Origin of the sequence: Acidovorax sp. 93 (genome assembly GCF_003633835.1) — a bacterium.
Classification (GTDB): Bacteria; Pseudomonadota; Gammaproteobacteria; order Burkholderiales; family Burkholderiaceae_C; genus Acidovorax; species Acidovorax facilis.
The window spans coordinates 1,609,407-1,628,525 of record NZ_RBIT01000001.1 but is presented as its reverse complement, the minus strand read 5'-3'; the positions used below and the strand labels follow the sequence as shown (position 1 = coordinate 1,628,525).

General features: G+C 61.3%; 21 protein-coding genes. 6 read left to right on the top strand and 15 right to left on the bottom strand.

Annotation, left to right across the window (positions count from 1 at the left end; genetic code table 11):
- The first annotated feature begins 100 nt into the window (after positions 1-100).
- Entirely contained in the window at positions 101-1,057 is a 957-nt protein-coding gene (locus tag C8C93_RS07345; RefSeq protein ID WP_121506408.1) for an AEC family transporter, read from the top strand.
- A 102-nt stretch (positions 1,058-1,159) separates the two neighbouring features.
- Here C8C93_RS07345 and C8C93_RS07340 read toward each other — a convergent pair whose 3' ends face one another.
- The 11 genes from C8C93_RS07340 to pdxH form a co-directional block, all read right to left on the bottom strand.
- Complete coding sequence (locus C8C93_RS07340; RefSeq protein ID WP_121506407.1) at positions 1,160-2,113, bottom strand: alpha/beta fold hydrolase; 954 nt, start codon at positions 2,111-2,113, stop codon at positions 1,160-1,162.
- 37 nt (positions 2,114-2,150) lie between these two features.
- The gene (locus C8C93_RS07335) at positions 2,151-2,975 is read right to left on the bottom strand and encodes an SDR family oxidoreductase (protein WP_233559258.1); all 825 of its coding nucleotides are present in this window, start codon (positions 2,973-2,975) and stop codon (positions 2,151-2,153) included.
- A gap of 73 nt (positions 2,976-3,048) precedes the next feature.
- Positions 3,049-4,125, bottom strand: a complete 1,077-nt coding sequence (locus tag C8C93_RS07330) for an alkene reductase (protein WP_121506405.1) — start codon at positions 4,123-4,125, stop codon at positions 3,049-3,051.
- A gap of 63 nt (positions 4,126-4,188) precedes the next feature.
- Positions 4,189-4,989, bottom strand: coding sequence for an SDR family oxidoreductase (locus tag C8C93_RS07325; protein WP_121506404.1), 801 nt, complete (start codon positions 4,987-4,989; stop codon positions 4,189-4,191).
- Between the two features lie 53 nt (positions 4,990-5,042).
- A complete protein-coding gene (locus C8C93_RS07320; RefSeq protein WP_121508687.1) occupies positions 5,043-5,909 on the bottom strand; it encodes an alpha/beta fold hydrolase in 867 nt (288 codons plus the stop codon).
- A gap of 151 nt (positions 5,910-6,060) precedes the next feature.
- Positions 6,061-6,765: an SDR family oxidoreductase gene (locus C8C93_RS07315; protein WP_121508686.1), complete on the bottom strand. Its 705-nt coding sequence runs from the start codon at positions 6,763-6,765 to the stop codon at positions 6,061-6,063.
- Between the two features lie 113 nt (positions 6,766-6,878).
- Positions 6,879-7,880 carry an NADP-dependent oxidoreductase gene (locus tag C8C93_RS07310; protein ID WP_121506403.1) on the bottom strand — a complete coding sequence of 334 codons (1,002 nt, stop codon included), beginning with the start codon at positions 7,878-7,880 and terminating at the stop codon, positions 6,879-6,881.
- A gap of 121 nt (positions 7,881-8,001) precedes the next feature.
- Positions 8,002-8,295 carry a hypothetical protein gene (locus tag C8C93_RS07305; RefSeq protein WP_121506402.1) on the bottom strand — a complete coding sequence of 98 codons (294 nt, stop codon included), beginning with the start codon at positions 8,293-8,295 and terminating at the stop codon, positions 8,002-8,004.
- 296 nt (positions 8,296-8,591) lie between these two features.
- Complete coding sequence (locus tag C8C93_RS07300; protein WP_121420177.1) at positions 8,592-9,185, bottom strand: TetR/AcrR family transcriptional regulator; 594 nt, start codon at positions 9,183-9,185, stop codon at positions 8,592-8,594.
- Between the two features lie 138 nt (positions 9,186-9,323).
- On the bottom strand, positions 9,324-9,719 hold the full coding sequence (locus C8C93_RS07295; RefSeq protein ID WP_121506401.1) for a VOC family protein: 396 nt from the start codon (positions 9,717-9,719) through the stop codon (positions 9,324-9,326).
- Between the two features lie 45 nt (positions 9,720-9,764).
- Positions 9,765-10,418 (bottom strand): pyridoxamine 5'-phosphate oxidase, encoded by a 654-nt coding sequence (pdxH, locus tag C8C93_RS07290; protein WP_121506400.1) that lies wholly within the window; start codon positions 10,416-10,418, stop codon positions 9,765-9,767.
- Between the two features lie 133 nt (positions 10,419-10,551).
- Between pdxH and C8C93_RS07285 the strand changes: the two genes are divergently transcribed.
- The 5 genes from C8C93_RS07285 (at position 10,552) to ptuB (ending at position 16,722) form a co-directional block, all read left to right on the top strand.
- Entirely contained in the window at positions 10,552-11,124 is a 573-nt protein-coding gene (locus C8C93_RS07285) for a TetR/AcrR family transcriptional regulator (protein WP_121506399.1), read from the top strand.
- 345 nt (positions 11,125-11,469) lie between these two features.
- Positions 11,470-11,931 (top strand): (2Fe-2S)-binding protein, encoded by a 462-nt coding sequence (locus C8C93_RS07280; RefSeq protein WP_055401911.1) that lies wholly within the window; start codon positions 11,470-11,472, stop codon positions 11,929-11,931.
- A gap of 22 nt (positions 11,932-11,953) precedes the next feature.
- A complete protein-coding gene (locus C8C93_RS07275) occupies positions 11,954-14,224 on the top strand; it encodes a xanthine dehydrogenase family protein molybdopterin-binding subunit (protein ID WP_233559257.1) in 2,271 nt (756 codons plus the stop codon).
- A gap of 293 nt (positions 14,225-14,517) precedes the next feature.
- Positions 14,518-16,065: an AAA family ATPase gene (locus C8C93_RS07270; RefSeq protein WP_121506397.1), complete on the top strand. Its 1,548-nt coding sequence runs from the start codon at positions 14,518-14,520 to the stop codon at positions 16,063-16,065.
- On the top strand, positions 16,066-16,722 hold the full coding sequence (ptuB, locus tag C8C93_RS07265; RefSeq protein WP_121506396.1) for a retron Ec78 anti-phage system effector HNH endonuclease PtuB: 657 nt from the start codon (positions 16,066-16,068) through the stop codon (positions 16,720-16,722).
- Between the two features lie 253 nt (positions 16,723-16,975).
- Here the strand turns inward: ptuB and C8C93_RS07260 are convergent, their stop codons facing one another.
- From C8C93_RS07260 to C8C93_RS07245, 4 genes are all read right to left on the bottom strand, one after another.
- Entirely contained in the window at positions 16,976-17,209 is a 234-nt protein-coding gene (locus tag C8C93_RS07260) for a hypothetical protein (protein WP_121508685.1), read from the bottom strand.
- Between the two features lie 32 nt (positions 17,210-17,241).
- On the bottom strand, positions 17,242-17,655 hold the full coding sequence (locus C8C93_RS07255; RefSeq protein WP_121508684.1) for a hypothetical protein: 414 nt from the start codon (positions 17,653-17,655) through the stop codon (positions 17,242-17,244).
- A gap of 161 nt (positions 17,656-17,816) precedes the next feature.
- Positions 17,817-18,095, bottom strand: a complete 279-nt coding sequence (locus C8C93_RS07250; RefSeq protein ID WP_121506395.1) for a hypothetical protein — start codon at positions 18,093-18,095, stop codon at positions 17,817-17,819.
- A gap of 72 nt (positions 18,096-18,167) precedes the next feature.
- On the bottom strand, positions 18,168-19,064 hold the full coding sequence (locus C8C93_RS07245; protein WP_121506394.1) for a LysR family transcriptional regulator: 897 nt from the start codon (positions 19,062-19,064) through the stop codon (positions 18,168-18,170).
- Between the last annotated feature and the right edge of the window lie 55 nt (positions 19,065-19,119).

Here is a 19,119-nt window from a genome sequence, read left to right as displayed (position 1 = left end):
GCGCAAGCAGCTACAAAAACAATAGTGACCAGCGGATGCCGGCGTGGTGGCCCGGCCACAATACGGGCCTCCACCACCGCACGGCCACCGGTTTTTCACCTTGAACTCTCCCGTTTTCACCTCGCTGATCCCCGTCATCCTGTTCATCGCCATCGGCTTTTACGTGGGGCGGCGCGGCTGGATTCGGGCCGCAGCCGTGAAGGACCTGGCCAACCTCGTGTTCATGGTGCTCACGCCCGCGCTGCTGTTTCGCACCATGAGCACGGTGCACATCGAAGACCTCAACTTCGGCCCCGTGGGGATCTACTTTGTGGCGTTTGGCGTGGTGTACACGGCCACGCTGGCGGTGCTGGGCTTTAACAGCCTGGGCGCGGCGCGGGCGCTGGCCAACACCTTCAGCAACACGCTGATGATCGGCGTGCCGCTGGTGGGCCTGGTGTTTGGCGATGCGGGGCTGGTTACGCTGTTCACGCTGATCTCGGTGCACTCGCTCATCCTGCTGACCGCCGCCACCGTGGTGTTTGAACTGGCCGCCGCGCGCGAGCATGCAGGCCGGGAGGGCTCCGCGCAGCAGCCCATGTGGCGCACCGTGCTGCAGGCCGTGCGCAACGGCATCGTGCACCCGGTGCCGCTGCCCATCATTGCGGGCCTGCTGTTTGCGCAGACCGGGCTGGTGGTGCCGCAGGTGGTTGACAAACCCCTGCTGCTGCTGGGCCAGGCGCTGGGGCCGATTGCGCTGCTGCTGGTGGGGGTGACGCTGGCGTTTACCAAGGTCGGCCACCACTTCAAGGCCGCCCTGCGCATTGCGCTGGTCAAGTGTGTCGTGCACCCCATCGTGCTGGCCACCCTGGGCTGGGCACTGGGCCTGTCGGGCATGCCGCTGGCGGTGATGATCGTGGCAGCATCGCTGCCGGTGGGGGCCAATGTGTTCCTGTTTGCGCAACGCTATGCGGTGGCCGAGGATGAGGTGACGGCCAGCGTGGCGGTGTCTACGGCGCTGGCGCTGGTGACGATGCCAGTGGTGATTTTGGCGGTGACACGGTGGGTGGTGACGTGAATTGGAGAGAACGACCTGCACGCCAGTTTTGCGCTGTCGCTACTCGGCCGGAGGATGTTCAGGCGTTTACGCCTTTAGCCACTCAGGCGGCCTATGCCACCCTCACTTTTGCGGCTGCAGGAAGTCTGTCAGGCCCTGGAACCACAGCACTTCAACAAAGTCACCACAGATGACAAGTTCCTCTGAACGCAGTGCATTCAGAAATGCGTCTTTGCTCTCCTTTGCAGACAGAACGGCAAATCCCTTGGCCGCATCTTTGAATATCAGGGTGAACTGTGGGCTTGTCGTCAGCCCGGCGGCAGAGCGCACCTTGCCGTTGCCAATGTGGAAGTGGCGGCCAGCCCCGTCCGATGTCTGGATCTGGAACTCCAAGGTCCTGTTTTTGACATAGCGGGCGCATTGCGCATCTTTGTGGATGGCCCGCTGCGGCAGCTTTGCCAGGTAGTACATGTTGGCCTCGATCTGTGCCTGGATCACTTGCGGCGAACTCGGCGGGTCTTGGTCCACCCGCTCGTGGCGGCGCTTCCAAAAATCTCGCCCAGCCTGGCGCGCGGCTTCTGAACGACCAAAGAAGAGAAACAGGAAGTCATCGAGCGTGGGCACCGGTCGCGGGGCCCGTTCCAGAACGCCCGGGTCCGAGTCCGGATTGCCCCCTCTGGGCCCGGTGCCCAGCAGCATGAGCTTGCGGACCAGGTCCGGATGGCGCCGCGTCAAATCCTGGGCCTGAAAGCCGCCGAGCGAAAACCCCAGCACATCGACCTTTTGAAGGCCCAGCGCCCGTAGCACGGCCGCAGCGTCGTCGGCCATATGTTCAATGCGCGTGCGGGGCTGGCCCGAGGACGACGCAACACCTCGGCCGTTGTACAGAATCACTTCGCGGCCTGCCGCAAGCCCATCCGTCATGAGCGGATCCCAGTGGTCCATGCCACCACGAAAGTGCTGGAGCATGAAAAGGGGTGGCTGGTCTGTCGCGGTGTTGCCCCAGCGGCGATAGGCGAACTGGTCGCCAGCCACCTCCACAAAGCGGGTGGGGGCGGTAAGGTGGGTGTCACTCATATCGGGATCCTTCGGTAGATGGGTGTTGTCTGCGATCTCAAGTCGCCACGCGTGTCGGCAACGCCAAACGAGGCGTCCCCAGCACATGGGTTACCACCCGCGACGCGAACCGCCGGGTCAAAAAGCGCACACCGAAGGTTGAGAGCTTGTTGAACAGGCCCGGGACCACCGTGCGCTTGCCGCGCAACATCGCGCGGATGGCAGCGTGCGCCACGAACTCCGCGCTTTTTGTTGACGCGTTGGCAATCCACGAGTAGTCACCCCCGCCGGATGCGGCGTGGAAGGCGGTTTCGGTGCCGCCAGGGCAAATGCAGGTCACCGACAGCGGCGTACCGCGGTGCTCGTCATGGAGGGCCTCGCTGAAGTTGCGGACAAATGCCTTCGACGCGGCGTACAGTGCCATGTTCGGTACCGACTGGTAGGCGCCGGTTGATGCGATGTTCAGCATGTGTGCGGGCGCGGTGCTTGCCTTGTGCGCGTCGATGAAGCACCGCGCGAGTTGGACGAGCGAGGTCATGTTGAGCTGAATGAGCTCGGCGTCGCGGGTCCAATCGACCTCGTCGAAACGGCGGAAGTAGCCGAACCCGGCGTTGTTGATCAGGATGTCGATCGATCCGTCTGCAGTGGCCGCATCCCACAGCGCGCGCGCGGCCTCTGCCTTGCCGAGGTCTGCGGTGATGATCTCGACCTTCACGCCCTTGCAGGTCGCAGCGACCGCTTCAAGTGCATCGCGGCGCCGCGCGGTCAGCACAAGATCAACGCCGAGCGCCGCGAGTTCACGCGCAATGGCCGCGCCAATGCCACTGGATGCGCCGGTCACCAGCGCGCGCTGGCCGATGTGGCGGGTTGTGTAGGTGCTCAAAGTATTCTCCTTGTCATGTGACATCGCCCAGGAGACCCAAGGCCTGCGGGCGCAACCGGGGAGCGTTGCATGCTCAGCCCCCGAGCGTCGGATAGTCCGTGTAGCCCTTGGCACCGGGCGTGTAGAACGTGGCGGGGTCGGGCGCGTTCAACGGTGCGTCTTGGCGCATGCGCTCGACCAGGTCCGGGTTGGCGATGAACGGTCTGCCCATGGCGATCAGGTCCGCACGGCCTTCGCTCAGCGCCTGTTGTACGCTGGTTTTGTTGAACCCACCGGCGAGGATGAAGGGGCCATCGAATGCCGCCCTCAGATCGGCTTTCAGCTTCGCTGAAACTGGCGGGGCGCCCATGGCCGAATGGTCCAGAACGTGAACGTACATGAGGCCGAGGACGGAGAGCTGCTGCACCAAGGCCAGGTACTGTGCGTCCACGCCCTCGAATGCTCCCGTGCTATTGACCACACCGTAAGGCGACAGGCGGATGCCGACGCGCTCGGCGCCGATCTCGTTCACCGCCGCGCGTGCGACCTCCAGCACGATTCGGTTGCGCCCATCGGCGTTGCCGCCGTACCCATCGGGGCGGCGATTGACATTGGCGTTCAGGAATTGCTCCAGCAGGTAGCCGTTGGCTGCGTGCAATTCGATGCCATCGAATCCAGCCTGGATGGCAAGGCGCGCGGCCGTGGCGTACTCGCCGATCACGTTTTGAATGTCAGCCTCTGTCATGGCGCGCGGCGGCGTGTGCGGCTGGCTGCCTTGCGTATCGGTCCACATTTCGCCAGGGCAGGTTTCGGGCGAAGGCCCAAGCACCTCGGCACCCGCTGGCAGGTTGGCCTGGTGGCTCACCCGGCCGGTGTGCATCAGCTGCACGACGATCTTGCCGCCCTTGGCATGAACCGCATCGGTCACAAGCTTCCAGCCTTGCACCTGGGCGTCATTGAACAGCCCCGGTATGCGGGCATAGCCCAAGCCGTTGGGCGACGGGGAGGTGCCTTCCGTGATGATGAGGCCAGCGCTTGCACGCTGGGCGTAGTAGGTGGCCATGAGGCTATTGGCCGTGTTGCTGTCGCTCGCACGGCTGCGCGTGAGCGGCGACATCACCGTGCGATTGCTCAGCGGTGTGGCGCGCAGGGAGAAGGCTTCGAGAAGCATGGGCTGTCCTTGGAAAATCTAAAGAGGGAAGGGGAAGGGCTGCCGGCGGTTCGTTCGCAGGCGTCAAGCGATCTGGTAGCGAGGGGCTGGCTTTCCTGCTTGAGTGCCCGCAAACAGTGCGGATCGAGTGGCCTCGTACTTCTCCCACAGGCTTGCATCGGCGACGGATGGCCAGGTGATCGTTTCGCCCTGGTCCAGACCCGCGAGCGCCGCAGCGACCATGTGCTCGGTTGTCATCAGGGTGTCCTTGTTGAGGGCCGCCAGCGGAACGCCCGACAGATCCCAGAGTTCGGTGGATGTCGATGCTGGCAGGACCAGTTGCACCTTGACCCCGGTGTCGGCCAGTTCTTGCTGCAGGCCTCTGCTGTATTGCAATACGAAGGCCTTGGTGCCGCTGTAGATGGCGCTGATGGGCAGCGAGTGGACGGCCAGGGCGGACGCGATGTTGATGATCAGGCCCTGCTTCCTTGTCAAGAAGGCCGGCAGCGCAGCTTGCGTCAGGCGCGTCAGAGCTGTGATGTTGAGGTTGATCTGGGCCAACGCTTCATTCGCGGACGTCTGGGCAGCCGGTGCCAGGCGCGCAACACCGGCGTTGTTCACCAGGATTTGCAAGTCCCCCTGGGTGGCCACAATTGTCTCGATGCGCGCTACATCCTGCTCTTGGGTCAGATCGGCCACGATGGGTTCGGCTTTGACGCCATGCGCCTTTGCGATCTGGGTGCACAGGGCTTCCAGGCGGTCGGCGCGCCGGGCGACAAGGAACAGGTCGTATCCGCGCGCAGCGAGGCGGTCCGCGTAGACGGCACCAATGCCGGAGGAGGCCCCGGTGACCAGGGCGACTTTTTTAGGGGATGGATTTGTCATTGATGGTTGTCCAATTCAGTGGAGTGTTTGACCTGCGAAAGCCTCTATCTGATCTATCGGGCAAGGAACGCCAGCGAGCTGGACACGAAGTCGGCGTGGAACTGGAAAACCCCGCCATGACCCGCGTCGGGATAGATGACCAGTTGGCTGTTGGGTAGCCGCCGTGCCAGGTCGTGCGTGTTGAGCGTCGGGACCATCCGGTCGTGGTCACCGTTGACGACGAGTACTGGTTGCCTGATTTGGGAAAGATCGGCGGGCGACTTCTTGCCCCAGGCGCTCAGGGCCTGCAACTGGGCCACGTAGGCGCTCACGGTGATGTCCTTGTCACGGTTGTCTGTGCGCTCCGAGAGCCGTTTCAGGAAAGCCTTGCCGGCTTCGATGCCGCCGGGCGTGCGGGTGAAGAACAGGAACTGCTTGGGGTCCTGGCCCGTGAAAAAGCCTCGCAAAAGGTCCAGATTGGCCACCCCTGCAACGGAGCTGATGCCCTCGCCCCCAGCTGGGCCGGTGCCAGCGAGAATCATTTTGCGAACCAGATCGGGCTCCTTCAAGGCGATCTCTTGGGCAATCATTCCGCCCATCGAGAAGCCGAACAGATCCACCTGCTGGTAGCCCTTGGCCTTGATGAAAGTGATCGCGTCATCGGCCATCTGCTCCATGGAGTTGGATGGCGAGCCGCTGGATGCACCCACGCCCCGGTTGTCGAACGCGATCACGTGGCGCTGGGCGGCAAGCCCATCCACCACGCGGGGGTCCCAGTTGTCCAGCACCGCCGCCAGATGGACCAGCAGAATCAGCGGCGTCCCGCCGTGGTGCTTGCCCAGTTCGCGGTAGGCAAAGGCCACCCCGCCCGCAGAGATGGACTGGGTGGGCGCAGTGGCCCAGGTTGGCCGCTCTGGGCTGGCTACTGGCGCGGCGCGCATGGTGCCCCCAGGCACGGCCTGTTGGGCATGTGATGGAGTGGATGCAAACGGGGCAGCCAGCGCAAGCAGTGCCGCTGCCGCTTTTTTCAGGAGGTGGTTCATGGCGGGCTTTCGGTAGGCCAAAGACACGGGGGCGGGTATCGGGGCTTACTCAGCCCATGGGGTGCAGGTAGGTCGGCGTGGGCGCGGTCATGCCGTTTTTGACCAGCATGGTGAGTTCGTCCGCCAGGACTTCATCCAGACCCGCTTCAAGGCCGTCCAGCGCACGCTGGACGATTTTTTCAGGGCTCGACTTGGGTACATCGAAGCCCCGGGTGAGATCGGTGTCCACGTACGCCATGTGCAGGCCGAGCACCTGGGTTTTCTGGGTCAGCAACTCGTTGCGCAGCGCGTTGGTGAGCGACCAAGCGGCAGACTTGCTGGCGGAGTAGGCGGCCAGCTCTCCGCCGTTCACCCAAGAGGCGACCGACAGCACATTCAGCAGGGCACCGCCCCCGTTGTCCTTCAGGATGGGCGCAAACGCCTTGCTCATGCGCAGCACGGAGAAGAAGTTGGTCTCGAAGATGCGGCGTGCGACTTCTTCGCTGTCGTCATCGAGAAATCCCCCTGGCTGAGCGATGCCCGCGTTGTTGATGAGCAAGGTCACATCCCCGGCCTGGGCGACGGCACTGGCGACTTCGTCGGGCTTGGTCACATCAAGCTTCAGCGCCTGCACACCGGGCAGGGTGACGGAGGCCGGGTCTCGGGCGGCGGCATAAACTTTCCGCGCACCACGGTTCAAGAGTTCACGTGCAAAGGCCAGCCCAATGCCACGGTTGGCGCCCGTCACGAGGGCTACAGCGTTTTCAATCTTCATAAAAAACTCCAGTTCAAAAATCAAGACTTCGTTGCGCAGGGCTAAGCCAAACCAGGCGAGCCATGTCTGCCTTTGGCCCTGCTTGGCTTTGCTCTGATTGGTTTTTTGGGTGACTACCGCACCTTGATCACGACCTTGCCTTTGGCGCGGCCGGATTCGACATAGGCCAGTGCGTCGTTGGTGGACTCAAACGAGAAGACCCGGTCCACCACAGGCCGTATTACCCCGGCCTCCACCAGGCGCGTGATCTCGCGCAGCTGGCTTCCGTTGGCCCTCATGAAAAGGAACGAATAGCTGACCCGGCGCGCCAATGCCCTGCGCCTGACGCCTGCACTCAGCAGCCGCACGACCAGCTTCACGAGCCAGGACGCCTTGATCGCGCTTGCGAAATCGGGATCTGGCGGGCCGGAAATGGAAATGAGCTTTCCACCGCCCTTGAGCACTCGCAGGGATTTTTCGAGGGTCTTGCCGTCCTGGCTGTTCAGTACGACGTCGTAGTCGCGCAATACGTCCTCAAAATCCTGCGTCTTGTAGTCCACCGCGACGTCGGCCCCCAGGGCCTTCACCAGTGCGGCATTGGCCGTGCTGGTGGTCGTGGCCACCGTGGCACCAAGATGCTTGGCCAGCTGGATGGCAAAGGTCCCCACGCCGCCAGAGCCCGCCTGGATAAAGACCTTCTGACCCTTTTTGATTTGGGCCTTCTCGACCAGCGCCTGCCAGGCCGTCAGCGCCACCAAGGGAAGGGACGCTGCTTCTTCCATGGTGATGTTCTTCGGCTTGAGCGCCAGCGAGGCCTCTTTCACCGGCACAAATTCAGCAAACGTACCGATGCGAAAGTCGTCCGGCCGTGCGTAGACCTCATCACCCACTTTGAACTGCCGCACGCGGGGGCCCACCTGGGTGACCACACCAGCCACGTCGTGGCCCAAGACGAGGGGCAGTTTGTAAGGCAGGATGAGCTTGAACTCTCCACTGCGGATCTTCGAGTCCAGAAGATTCACACCCGCAGCGTGGACCTGGACCAGGACTTCGTCGTCGCGCAGCTCCGGGGTTGGCAGCTCGGCCAATCGAAGATCCCCTTTTTTGCTGTAGCGATCAATGACAAATGCTTTCATGGTTTTCCTTACTCCTGGCGTATCCAGGTTGGTGAACGGCCCACTGGCGACGATCAAATTGTGTTTATATGATTTCCGTCATATTTCAAATCGAGACAAGGACCGCATCACCTTCGTCAAGTTAGCGCGCGCCAGTTTCGCCAGAGGAGATCTGGCCAGTACGGACTGCATCTGCCGCCTGTGCCCGGATGGCTGCGCGGTCAGCCACGGACTTGTAAGACTCGGCTTTGGAGCCCGAAGGGATCTGGCTTCGGGTCATGGGTACTTGTGCAGCTTCCGCGGCGACTTCAGCCCGCGTGCGGTTGCCCTCAAACTGGGTGGCAAATTGCGCCGGGTCCAACTCAGCAGCCTGTGCGCCGACTGCGGTGAGCGTTGCGACTACTGCGACGGAGAGAAAGCGAGAGAAGGTGTTCATGGTAGATATCTCCTAGGAAATGAGGCTCAGGCGCCTCGGAAAATGCTGAATGCCAGGCTTTTCGGCGAGTCACTCAGCGTGGTTTGCTGTGGAAGCGTTGGTGGTCAAGGCAATCAATAGGGCGTTTCAAAGTTCGACGGCTGAAAGATTTCATGATGATCATCATATTTTCGTACAAACAAGAACACCGAAACAGGCCAGACAACAAGCCCTCGATAGGCTGATTTTCGACTTTTCCAATTCATCTCAGTTTCTAATATGATGCTCATCATAATTTAACCCCAAAAAAATGGAAGCTATTTTTGCGACTCTTCACCACTGGAGCGGGCGTACTTGAAAGCAGCTTTGCTGAGCCTTCCAGCCAGCGAAGGATCGTCTACGGCGCGCGCCAGGGAAACGGCTCCCACCATGGTGGCAACCAGAAAAAGTGCTCGCTCGTGGGCTTCTGGTGTTCCCCAGGTGGGCAACTGTCGTGCGATCACATCCACCATTTCTTTCATTCGCCGGGTGGCTGCACGCCGCACCTCGGGGGCTTGGCGGGCCAGCTCCGAACTGAGGGCTGCCATAGGGCAACCAACATCCGGATTGTTGATATGCTGTTCCGACAAATAGGCCCCCAACATGGCCTCCAGCGCTTGATCGGCTGGAACCGACGCAGCTGCAGACTCGGCGAGCCCAACGGTTTCTGCGCCCGCTCTGTCTGTGGCTTCCGCAAGCATCGCCTCCCGAGAAGGGAAGTGGGAATAGAAGCCACCATGCGTGAGGCCTGCGTCCTTCATGATGTCCGCAACGCCCGCTCCGCTGAATCCATTGCGCCTGATGGCACGCGCCGCCGCCGCCACGATGCGCTCATGGCTTAGCTCTTTGCGTGATGGGGCTGCGTTCTTCATGCCCTCACTGTATCACGAATTATGATGACCATCATAATTTTTATCCGCCAAAGGCTTTTCCAAGTCGCAGGCTCTTGAGGACAAGAGATGCTCATGGCGCCGCGACGTGAAGAAAAGATACGACGAAGTGGCTTGGGCTCAGGCGTCTTGGGGGCCGTGGCACGCCACGCAGAGCTTGTTCCCATCCGGATCTCGGAAATACGCGCCGTAGTAGTTGGCGTGGTACTGCGGCCTCAGGCCAGGTGGCCCTTCGCAATGCCCGCCGTTTGCCAGGGCCGCAGCGTGCACTGCATCCACCTGCGCGCGGGTGCTGGCAGCAAAGGCGGTCATCTGGCCGTTGCCCGGTGCGTGTTCGCCTTCAAAAGGACGACCGATGAGAAAAAGGGGGCGCGGGTTGGGGTGGCTTTGCCATCCGGCCCAAGGGTGGGCGGTATCCACAAAACGCGGCGCGATGCCCAGCGCTGCCATCACGGGCTGGTAGAACGCCAGCGCGCGGTCGAAGTCGGTGACGCCGATGAAGATGTGCGAAAACATCGTTGGCCTCTTGCAGGTCTGTTGTTGTCCCTGGGTGGGCCCCAGTCAGGGCGCCAGCCGCTCCCGTACCCACTCCCCCCCATCCATCCGATACCGCAACCGGTCATGCAACCGGCTTTTGCGCCCCTGCCAGAACTCCCACTGATCAGGCTTGAGGCGATACCCGCCCCAGTGGGGCGGGCGGGGTGGTTTCAGCATGAACTGCGCGCCGTATTTGGCGGCGTTGGCCACCAGCACGCCCCGGCCAGAAATGACCTGGCTTTGCGGGCTGGCCCAGGCGCCGATGCGCGAATCCAGCGGGCGGCTGGCAAAGTATTCGTCGCTTTCTTCGTCACTGACCTTTTCCACCACGCCCTCGATGCGCACCACACGTTCCAGCTCTACCCAGTGGAACTGCAGGGCTGCGTAGGGGTTACCAGCAATCTGGCGGCCCTTGCGGCTGTCGTAGTTGGTAAACCAGACGATGCCGCGCTCGTCATAGCCCTTGATCAGCACGATGCGGGTGCTGGGGCGCAGGTCGCTGCCCACGGTGGCCAAGGTCATGGCGTTGGGCTCGGGCACTTCGGCACTGATGGCTTCTTTGAGCCACTGGTCAAACTGCTGCAGGGGGGCGGCGTGCGAGGCGTCTTCGTTGAGTTCGGCGCGCTCGTAGCTCTTGCGAAGGTCGGCGATGGAGGTGGTCATGGGCCAATTGTGCATGCGAGGGCAGGACGGTTGCCAGCCACGGCGGGCACGCTCTAAAGAGGGCGACGGCCGGGCGGGATCTGGGTAACGTGGGGTCTTCGGTGGCCCCGGTTGTCGTCGAATAACTATTCGCTTATATTGCCCCCCGATGAAGCCCAAAGACGACGAAAAGCAGCGCGCCATTGCCCAGGCCACCTTCGAGCTGGTGGCCCAGACGGGCCTGAGCGGCCTGACCCTGGCCGATATTGCCCGCGCGGCGGGCATTGCCACCAGCACGCTGTATGTGTACTACCCGTCCAAGGATGAACTCATCAGCCAGCTCTACCAGGATGCCAAGACGGTCACGGCCGCGCGCATCATGGAGGGCATCGTGCCCGGCATGCCCTACCGCGCCCGCGTGCGGCGCGCCTGGGGTAACCTGCTGCGCCACCGGCTGGACCAGTATGCCGAAGTGGTGTTTCAGGAGCAGTACTACAACTCGCCCTGGTTCACCGAAGGCAACCGCGAATTCTCGACCCGTCTGATGGCCGGTTTTTTTGCGTTGATGGAAGAAGGCCAGCAGCAAGAGATCCTGAAGGCCGTGCCCATCCCGCTGCTCACGGCCAGCCTGGTGGGGTCGGTGAGAGAGACGGGCAACCTGATCCGCACCAAGGTGCTGCCCGATGAGGAGGCCGTGCACCAGATGGCTTTTGGGCTGTGCTGGGACGCCCTGAAGGCCTAAGAGGCTGAGAGTCTTTTATCCATGCCCGCCTTACACGCCAAAACGCCGCGACTCGTCGTTGCAAATGCTCGCCATAGCCCGAGCTATGGCTGCGCTTTACGCCTAGATCCGAGGCGTTTTCGCGCGCCTTTCGGGCACGGCTAAAAAACTCTCAGCCTCAGAGCGAGATATAGCGATGCACTTTGGCCCACCAAGAGTTGATCTTTTAGTCGAATTTGTATTCTCTTAAAAATGCCACTCACCACGCTCCAACCGTTTCATGGCCGATGGCGTCGCTGACACCATCCCGCTCTGTTCAACCCCCTCCCACCAAACAACAACACCTTCCCCACGGAGAACCCCACGATGCCCACCCTCAACATCAATGGCAAAGATACGGCTGTGGATGCCGATGAATCCACCCCCATCCTCTGGGCCCTGCGCGACACACTGGGCATGACCGGCACCAAGTTTGGCTGTGGTCAGGCTCTGTGCGGGGCTTGCACGGTGCACCTGAACGGCGCGCCCATTCGTTCGTGCATCACGCCCATTTCGGCGGCGGCAGGCCAGAAGATCACCACCATCGAGGCGGTGACCACCAATGACAAGGTGGGCAAGGCCGTGCACGCCGCCTGGGTCAAGCACGACGTGGCCCAGTGTGGCTACTGCCAAAGCGGCCAGATCATGAGCGCCACCGCACTGCTGCAGGGCAAGAAAAAACCCACCGACGCCGACATTGACGCTGCCATGGCGGGCAATGTGTGCCGCTGCGGCACCTACGTGCGCATCCGCGCGGCCATCCATGACGCTGCCAAGACTCTGGCCTAAGAACACTGAGCAGGAGAACACTATGCATTTCAACGCTCAAACCGCCCGCGCCCACATGCCAAAAGGCCTGGTAGCGCTTATGAATCAGGCGCAAGGCGCTATCAATACAGAAGCAGATGCCGCCTCGCACGAAGGCGTGGCGCGCCGCACGTTCCTCAAGGTGTCTGCGGCATCCGGTTTTGCGCTGGGTGCGTTTCCGCTGGTGGCCAGCGCGCAGGGCGCCGGGGCAGCGGCCGCAGGCCTCAAGCCGTTCGAGCAGCCTTCAGCCTTTGTCCGCATCGACGCCGATGGCACGGTCACCGTCACCATCAACCGCCTGGACTTTGGCCAGGGCGTGCAGACCGGCCTGCCCATGATCCTGGCCGAAGAGCTGGATGCCGACTGGAGCAAGGTGCGCAGCGTGCACGGCGATGCCAACCAGGCCTATGCCGACCCGATGATGGGCATGCACCTCACGGGTGGCTCCAACTCCATCAAAAACTCCTACACCCAGTACCGCGAACTGGGCGCGCGCACCCGGGCCATGTTGGTCTCGGCCGCTGCCGCGCAGTGGGGCGTGGATGCCTCGGCGCTGCGCACCAGCAACGGCTTCGTCGTCGGCCCCGGAGGCAAGAAGCTGGGCTACGGCGCGCTGGCCGAAGCGGCCATGAAGCAGCCCGTGCCCGAAAAGGTCACCTTGAAAGACCCCAAGCAGTTCCGCCTCATCGGCAAGCCCACGGGCCGACTCGACGCCAAGGCCAAGTCGAGCGGCCAGCAGGACTACGGCATTGACGTGCGCCTGCCCGGCATGCTGACGGCCGTGGTGGCCCGCCCGCCCGTGTTTGGCGCCAAGGTGAAGTCCCTGGACGACAGCGCCGCCAAAGCCATCAAGGGCGTGAAGGCCGTGCTGCGCGTGCCCACCGACCGGGGCGGCGAGGGCGTTGCCATCGTGGCCGACGGCTACTGGCCCGCCAAGCAGGGGCGTGATGCGCTGAATGTGGAATGGGACACCAGCGCGGTGGGCAAGCCCGACACCACAGCGCTGCTGGCGCAGTACCGCGAGCTGGCCGCCAAGCCCGGCAACGTGGCCATGCAGGCCGACATGGCGCCGCTGGCGGGCGCTGCGCACAAGATCAGCGCCGAGTTCGTCTTCCCCTACCTGGCGCACGCACCCATGGAGCCGCTCAACTGCACGGTGAAGCTCGATGGTGACAAGGCCGAACTCTGGATGGGCACCCAGATGCCCGGCCTGGACGCGATGGCCGCCGCCAAGACGCTGGGCCTGCAGCCGCAAAACGTGAAGGTGAACACCCAGATGGCCGGTGGCGGCTTTGGCCGCCGTGCCATCCCGACCAGTGACTACGTGGTGGAGGCCTGCGGCGTGGCCAAGGCAGCGCGCACGGCGGGCATCACCGCGCCGGTGCGCACGCTGTGGAGCCGCGAAGACGACATCAAGGGCGGCTACTACCGCCCCATGCACGTGCACCGCGCCGAGATCGGATTCGACGCCCAGGGCAAGATCCTGGCGTGGGACCACACCATCGTCGGCCAATCCATCACCAAGGGATCGCCGTTCGAGGCCTTCATGGTCAAAAACGGTATCGATGCTACGGCTGTGGAGGGCATGAAGGAGCCGTACAACGTGCCCATGAAACTGTCGGTGCACCACCCCGACGTGAATGTGCCGGTGTTGTGGTGGCGCAGTGTGGGCTCCACCCACACGGCCTATGCCATGGAAACCCTCATCGACGAAGTGGCGCGCACCACCAAGCAAGACCCCGTGGCCTACCGCATGGCCCTGATGGGCGACAAACACCCGCGTCACAAGGCCGCATTGCAACTGGCCGTGGCCCAGTCGGGCTATGGCAAGAAGAAGCTGGCTGCTGGCCGCGCCTGGGGCGTGGCGGTGCACGAGTCGTTCGAGTCGGTGGTGGCCTATGTGGTCGAGGCGTCCGTCAAGGACGGCACGCCCAAGCTGCACAGCATCACGGCCGGCGTGCATTGCAATCTGGTGGTCAACCCCAAAAGCGTGGAAGCCCAGGTGCAGGGCGCGGCGCTGATGGGCCTGTCGATGTGCCTGCCCGGCGGCGCCATCACGCTCAAGGACGGTGTGGTGGAGCAAAGCAACTTTGGCGACTTCGCCGTGCCGCGCATCACCGACATGCCCCAGGTGACGGTGCACATTGTGCCGAGCGCTGATCCACCGAAGGGCATGGGCGAGCCTGGGTTGCCGCCGCTGGCGCCAGCGTTTGCGAATGCCATTGCCCAGCTGACGGGGAAGACGCCGAGGGAGTTGCCGTTTAAGTTGGCTTGATAAAGCTTGTTGGAATGAGAGCGCCGGGTTTGAAAAAGCCCGGCGCTTTTTTATGGCTTATTCGGTTGCCCCAGTTCGGTGTGTGGGGCATTGCTGTAATGGTGTTTGGCGACCAGCTTTCGGCCTACTGCAAGCGGTGAAGAATGGGGTGGAGGTGACTGCAATGCAGCGGGAGCGGTGTACCGCTTCATCGAACTCGCCGTCCTATAGTAGTCCTTCAACATTCGTATCGATCAGAGTCGAAATGCCCGTGCGTTTCAGCGCTGCCATCGCGGTCAACGACAATAGGTTTCATGCGAATAGATCACATCACCCTCAAAAACTACCGGTGCTTTGCCAATTTGCGGTTGGACTTCCATCCGCAGATGACTGTGCTTGTGGCTCCGAACGGCCAGGGCAAAACTACGGTGCTTGATGCGGTCAAAGTGGCTCTTTGGCCTTATGTCGCGGGTTTTGACATGGGCAGCACCACCAACGACATCACTGGCATCCACATTGATGACGTTCGCCGCGAACAAGTGCGATCCCTTGAAATGGATTGGCGTTTGCCAGCCAGTATCTATGCAAAGGGATTCATACGTGTTGAACAGTTGATTGAGGAAGGCAAGCGGTGGCCTGGCCCAAGAGACTGGCCAGAGCCAGGCACAGTGCGCCCGTGGGAGGTCCATCGCACTCGTGAAAAGGTCAAGAAGGGCACGAAAACGAAGGATCACGTCACGATGGGCAGCTACGACCGAATTGATTTCGGAAATGGTCTAGCCGTCGTCAGCTCCTATGAAACCGCCTTGAAGGGTTTTGCTGAAAGCTTGCAGCGCCGCATATTTTCCGAGCAACCAGCAGTGCCTGATGATTTGCCCATGTTGGGCTTCTACGGCACCGGTCGTTTGTGGGCGCAGAAAAAACTGACAACAGCCCACGAAGAGTCCAACCCAGAAACCCAGTCACGCACGTTTGCCTACCGGGATTGCTTGGACCCTGCTTCCAGCTACAAGCATTTTGCGATCTGGTTTACGCGGGCGTTTCGTTCTCTTCGGGATGCCCAAATCCAGCGCATAGAGAAAGGCCAATCGCTGACCGCTGATATCGATCCTGGTTTGTCGGCTTCCATTCGCACCATTCAACAGGCGATTGACACGCTGCTGCGTCCGCACACGGGCTGGCATACGTTGGAATACAGCGCTGAATACGATGAACTCGTGCTTAACCACGATGTACAGGGCAAGCTCAAAGTCAGCCAACTGAGTGATGGCATTCGTAACATGCTCGCGATGGTGGGTGACATTGCATACCGCTGCTACAAACTCAACGCGCATCACGGTGCAGACGCGGCCAAACAAACCTACGGGGTCGTCATGATTGACGAAGTGGATATGCACCTCCATCCCAGCTGGCAGCAAACGGTATTGAATGATTTATCAGTGGCCTTCCCCAAGCTGCAATTCATCGTCACCACTCACAGCCCCCAGGTGTTGACCAGCGTTGACGCTTCCTGCATCCGGAAACTTGTGCTCGCCACAGACGCAGAGACGGGTCAAACTCTTATAACAGTCGAGCCCGTGACCACGCAAACCCGAGGGGTTGCAAGCGCAGACGTGTTGGCTGACATCATGTACGTCAACCCTATTCCTGATGTACCCGAAGCACGGCAACTGTCGCAATACCACGGTTTCATCCAGCAGGGCGTGCACGATACAGACGAAGGCAGGCGCCTGCGTGTAGCTCTTGAAGCGCATTTCTCCCCAGACCATCCCGTTATGCACGAATGCGATCGCTTAATACGACTGCAAGCCTTCAAACGAAAGCTCCCACCGATGAAAAAGCCAGGCGCGGAGGGCGCCTGAATGCACCACCTGCACAGAGACCAGCAAGTGCCTGGCGGGCTGAACAGATATCGCCACGGCCGGGACACTTGGAGTGGGGAAAGCCCGACGGCCGACGAGCGCTTGGTTATATGGGAAAAGCTGATCGCCATGCAGGGGGAACGCTGCGCTTATTGCGAAGCACAAATTGAAGTTGGCAACCGTCACATCGAACACTTTCGCCAGCGCAGCCGTTATCCGCAAGGCACATTTCAGTGGTCTAACCTTTTTGGCTCGTGCAATCGTCAGGGCACTTGCGGCGATCACAAGGATAAATGTGGCGCATACAACCACACTCACCTCATAAAGCCAGACGAGGAAGATCCCGACGATTTTTTGGTGTTTGACCCCTCTGGCGGTGTCAGTCCGAAAAAAGGGTTGTTACCGCCGCACCTTCAAAGGGCAGAAGAAACCATCCGCATACTTAATTTGAAAGATGGAGGCTTGCCCAGGATGCGCTTTAATGCTGCGTACGGCTACCTTCAAACGGTTGAGGAATGGGCCAAACTCGAAAGCCAGTTCCCGGAAGAAGAATGGCGCCCTATCGTTGAACAAGAACTGGCACAGGAACTTGCCAACACGGCACACCTACCGTTTGCCACAGCCATCCGGCACACGCTGGCCCGAGTCAGTCTATAAGAACATGAATACCTGCCACTTTTGCTGAACTCTGGTGTGTTTGTGCAGGCTGCGCCAGCCGTGACGGGTTTGGCTATGCGGCAGGTAAGGATGATGATCGTTGGCTGGGATTTTCTTTCGGCCACTTTGTTTTGGTCACCACGGATGCCGACACCGTGCTGATTGGCCAGGAAGCTATCGAGTACCAACAGAAACTGGATGCGGAGCAGCGCGAGCGTGCAGGACAGCAAGCGGTGCCCGCCAATGGTTGGTATCACGCCGTAGGCTTGGCCACGCTTAATCCTTGAGGTTCCCCCCCCAGAATATCCAGCTTTTTCGCAAACGAGTCCCTACGTTTTGCTGCCTTTGCCGCTGTTTCGGTGGCAGCTTGGATGGCCTTGGGGCCTTTATTTGCAGCCGCTTTGATCAGCCCGAACTTGTGAGCGGCATCTGCCTCAGCTCGCTTGAACGTGGCGATGAGTTCAGCATGCGCAATGGGTGAATTCACAGTTACTCCCATATCAATCAGCGTCGGTACTTTTAAATTCTGACGTTGGCGCGAAGCAAGGCTGTTCTCAATTCGCGAGTGGCAGGTTTGGAAATATCCACCTTTTGCACCGCCTGATCGAACGAAGAGCCAGGCTCGATGCTGGTTGGCAGTATCTTTTTTGCTGGAAGCTTGGCAGGGTACGTACCTTTGCCTGGACACATGCGAACGGAAAACCCGAATTCTTCGAGCACGCCTTTCGCATACAACTCCGCTAATTGTTGAAACGTCACGAAGGTTGAACGTTTCACGTCTTTGAATCCTGGCTGGCTGACGTCACGAACGAGTTCGAATTTGCCAAGTGAGTCGCGCTGTGTATCGGTAAAAGGATGCAGCAAGAAAGTCTGACGAACGCCATCCTTTTTGGACACCAAAGTGTGCTCGACGGCGATATCGGTTAACAGCATATTTTTTTCTAGCTCCGCGAGCTGCAGTTTGCACGGCCACATCAGCCGACGTACCACCCAAAGTCGCAGATTTTGTTTTCAAACCCCGTCACCGGGGAGCCAATGCCCCTTGGGATGCGAAGTGCTCGATGCGGGCAAAAATCACCCGAAGCGCGAGGACTTTAACTGAAGGGCCGCCAATGGCCGATCCCTATTGCGCGGCAAACAGACCGCTTCGAGTCGAAAACTGCTGGCCAATGGAAATCGAGCCCAAGTCCGAAATCAGCATGAAGCCGTCCGTCGCGTAGCAGGTCGCTAAAGTAGCGCACATGGGTGGTCAGATCTGGGTAGCGCCAGGCGTGCTGGGCGCCTTGCTCGGCCGCAAAGTGAAAGTCGCTGGTCACGCCATCGGGGTAGGTTTGCAGGGTGGCAAAGCGGTATTGGCTTTCGTAGCGCCGCATCAGCGGTTTGGAGAACGATTCGAGCGCGCGGTGATAAGCCGCGCGCCCTCCCGCTTGCGCCTTGGCAGCCCATCAACCCGGCCACTGCGCGGCTTTGACCATCTCGATAAACGCCGCCAACGTGGCCGTGGGTAGCTTGCGGCTGGGGTAGTACAGATAGAAACCCGGAATCGGCGGGCACCAGTCATCCAGCACGCTGACCAGCGCGCCGCTGGCCAGGGCCGCGCGGGCGTAGGGCTCGTACATGTAGGTAAAGCCCACACCGGCCAGCGCCGCCTGGAGCATGAGCGGCATTTCGCCCACCGTCAGGCGGCCTTCCACGTCCACCGCTACCTTCTCTCCGGCTTTTTCGAACTCCCACGCGTAGCGCGCGCCGCTGGGAAACCGGATGCGCACGCAGGGCAGGGTGAGCAGGTCACGGGGCGTGTGCGGGGTGCCCACACGCTCTAGCAACGCGGGCGCACCCACCACCATCAGGCGCTGGGCGGGGCCCAGGGGCAGGGCTACCATGTCCTGTTGCAGGCTTTCTCCATAGCGCACACCGGCATCGAAGCCCCCTGCCACGATGTCCACAAAGCCATCGTCCAGCACCAGCTCCACCTCGGCCTTGGGGTGGCGGGTCAGAAACTCGGCCACCAAGGAGCCCAGCACCAGCTCGCCCGCGGGGCGGGGGGCGTTGATGCGCAGCAGGCCCTGTGGGGTGTCGCGAAAGTCGTTGATGCCGTCGATGGCGGCAGCGATGTCCTGCAGCGCTGGGCCCACGCGGTCCAGCAGCTGGCGCCCGGCGGGGGTGAGGGCCACGCTGCGGGTGGTGCGGCTGAACATGCGCACGCCCAGCCGTTCTTCGATGGAGCGCACGGCATGGCTCACGGCCGAGGCGGACAGGTCCAGCTCTTGCGCGGCCATGCGAAAGCTGAGGTGCCGGGCCACGGTGCTGAGGAGTTTGAGATCGGCCAGGTCCAAGTTCATTGGTGAATCATATTCACCAACCAATCCATTTTTTGGCTATTTATGCGTGATGAAT

Bases quoted from the DNA above. Each gene is read 5' to 3' on its own strand.
- C8C93_RS07340 (WP_121506407.1), bottom strand. From the start codon at position 2,113: ATGAGTGACACCCACCTTACCGCCCCCACCCGCTTTGTGGAGGTGGCT.
- C8C93_RS07330 (WP_121506405.1), bottom strand. From the start codon at position 4,125: ATGCTTCTCGAAGCCTTCTCCCTGCGCGCCACACCGCTGAGCAATCGC.
- C8C93_RS07325 (WP_121506404.1), bottom strand. From the start codon at position 4,989: ATGACAAATCCATCCCCTAAAAAAGTCGCCCTGGTCACCGGGGCCTCC.
- C8C93_RS07320 (WP_121508687.1), bottom strand. From the start codon at position 5,909: ATGCGCGCCGCGCCAGTAGCCAGCCCAGAGCGGCCAACCTGGGCCACT.
- C8C93_RS07315 (WP_121508686.1), bottom strand. From the start codon at position 6,765: ATGAAGATTGAAAACGCTGTAGCCCTCGTGACGGGCGCCAACCGTGGC.
- C8C93_RS07310 (WP_121506403.1), bottom strand. From the start codon at position 7,880: ATGAAAGCATTTGTCATTGATCGCTACAGCAAAAAAGGGGATCTTCGA.
- C8C93_RS07305 (WP_121506402.1), bottom strand. From the start codon at position 8,295: ATGAACACCTTCTCTCGCTTTCTCTCCGTCGCAGTAGTCGCAACGCTC.
- C8C93_RS07300 (WP_121420177.1), bottom strand. From the start codon at position 9,185: ATGAAGAACGCAGCCCCATCACGCAAAGAGCTAAGCCATGAGCGCATC.
- C8C93_RS07295 (WP_121506401.1), bottom strand. From the start codon at position 9,719: ATGTTTTCGCACATCTTCATCGGCGTCACCGACTTCGACCGCGCGCTG.
- pdxH (WP_121506400.1), bottom strand. From the start codon at position 10,418: ATGCACAATTGGCCCATGACCACCTCCATCGCCGACCTTCGCAAGAGC.
- C8C93_RS07285 (WP_121506399.1), top strand. From the start codon at position 10,552: ATGAAGCCCAAAGACGACGAAAAGCAGCGCGCCATTGCCCAGGCCACC.
- C8C93_RS07280 (WP_055401911.1), top strand. From the start codon at position 11,470: ATGCCCACCCTCAACATCAATGGCAAAGATACGGCTGTGGATGCCGAT.
- C8C93_RS07275 (WP_233559257.1), top strand. From the start codon at position 11,954: ATGCATTTCAACGCTCAAACCGCCCGCGCCCACATGCCAAAAGGCCTG.
- C8C93_RS07270 (WP_121506397.1), top strand. From the start codon at position 14,518: ATGCGAATAGATCACATCACCCTCAAAAACTACCGGTGCTTTGCCAAT.
- ptuB (WP_121506396.1), top strand. From the start codon at position 16,066: ATGCACCACCTGCACAGAGACCAGCAAGTGCCTGGCGGGCTGAACAGA.
- C8C93_RS07255 (WP_121508684.1), bottom strand. From the start codon at position 17,655: ATGCTGTTAACCGATATCGCCGTCGAGCACACTTTGGTGTCCAAAAAG.
- C8C93_RS07250 (WP_121506395.1), bottom strand. From the start codon at position 18,095: ATGCGGCGCTACGAAAGCCAATACCGCTTTGCCACCCTGCAAACCTAC.
- C8C93_RS07245 (WP_121506394.1), bottom strand. From the start codon at position 19,064: ATGAACTTGGACCTGGCCGATCTCAAACTCCTCAGCACCGTGGCCCGG.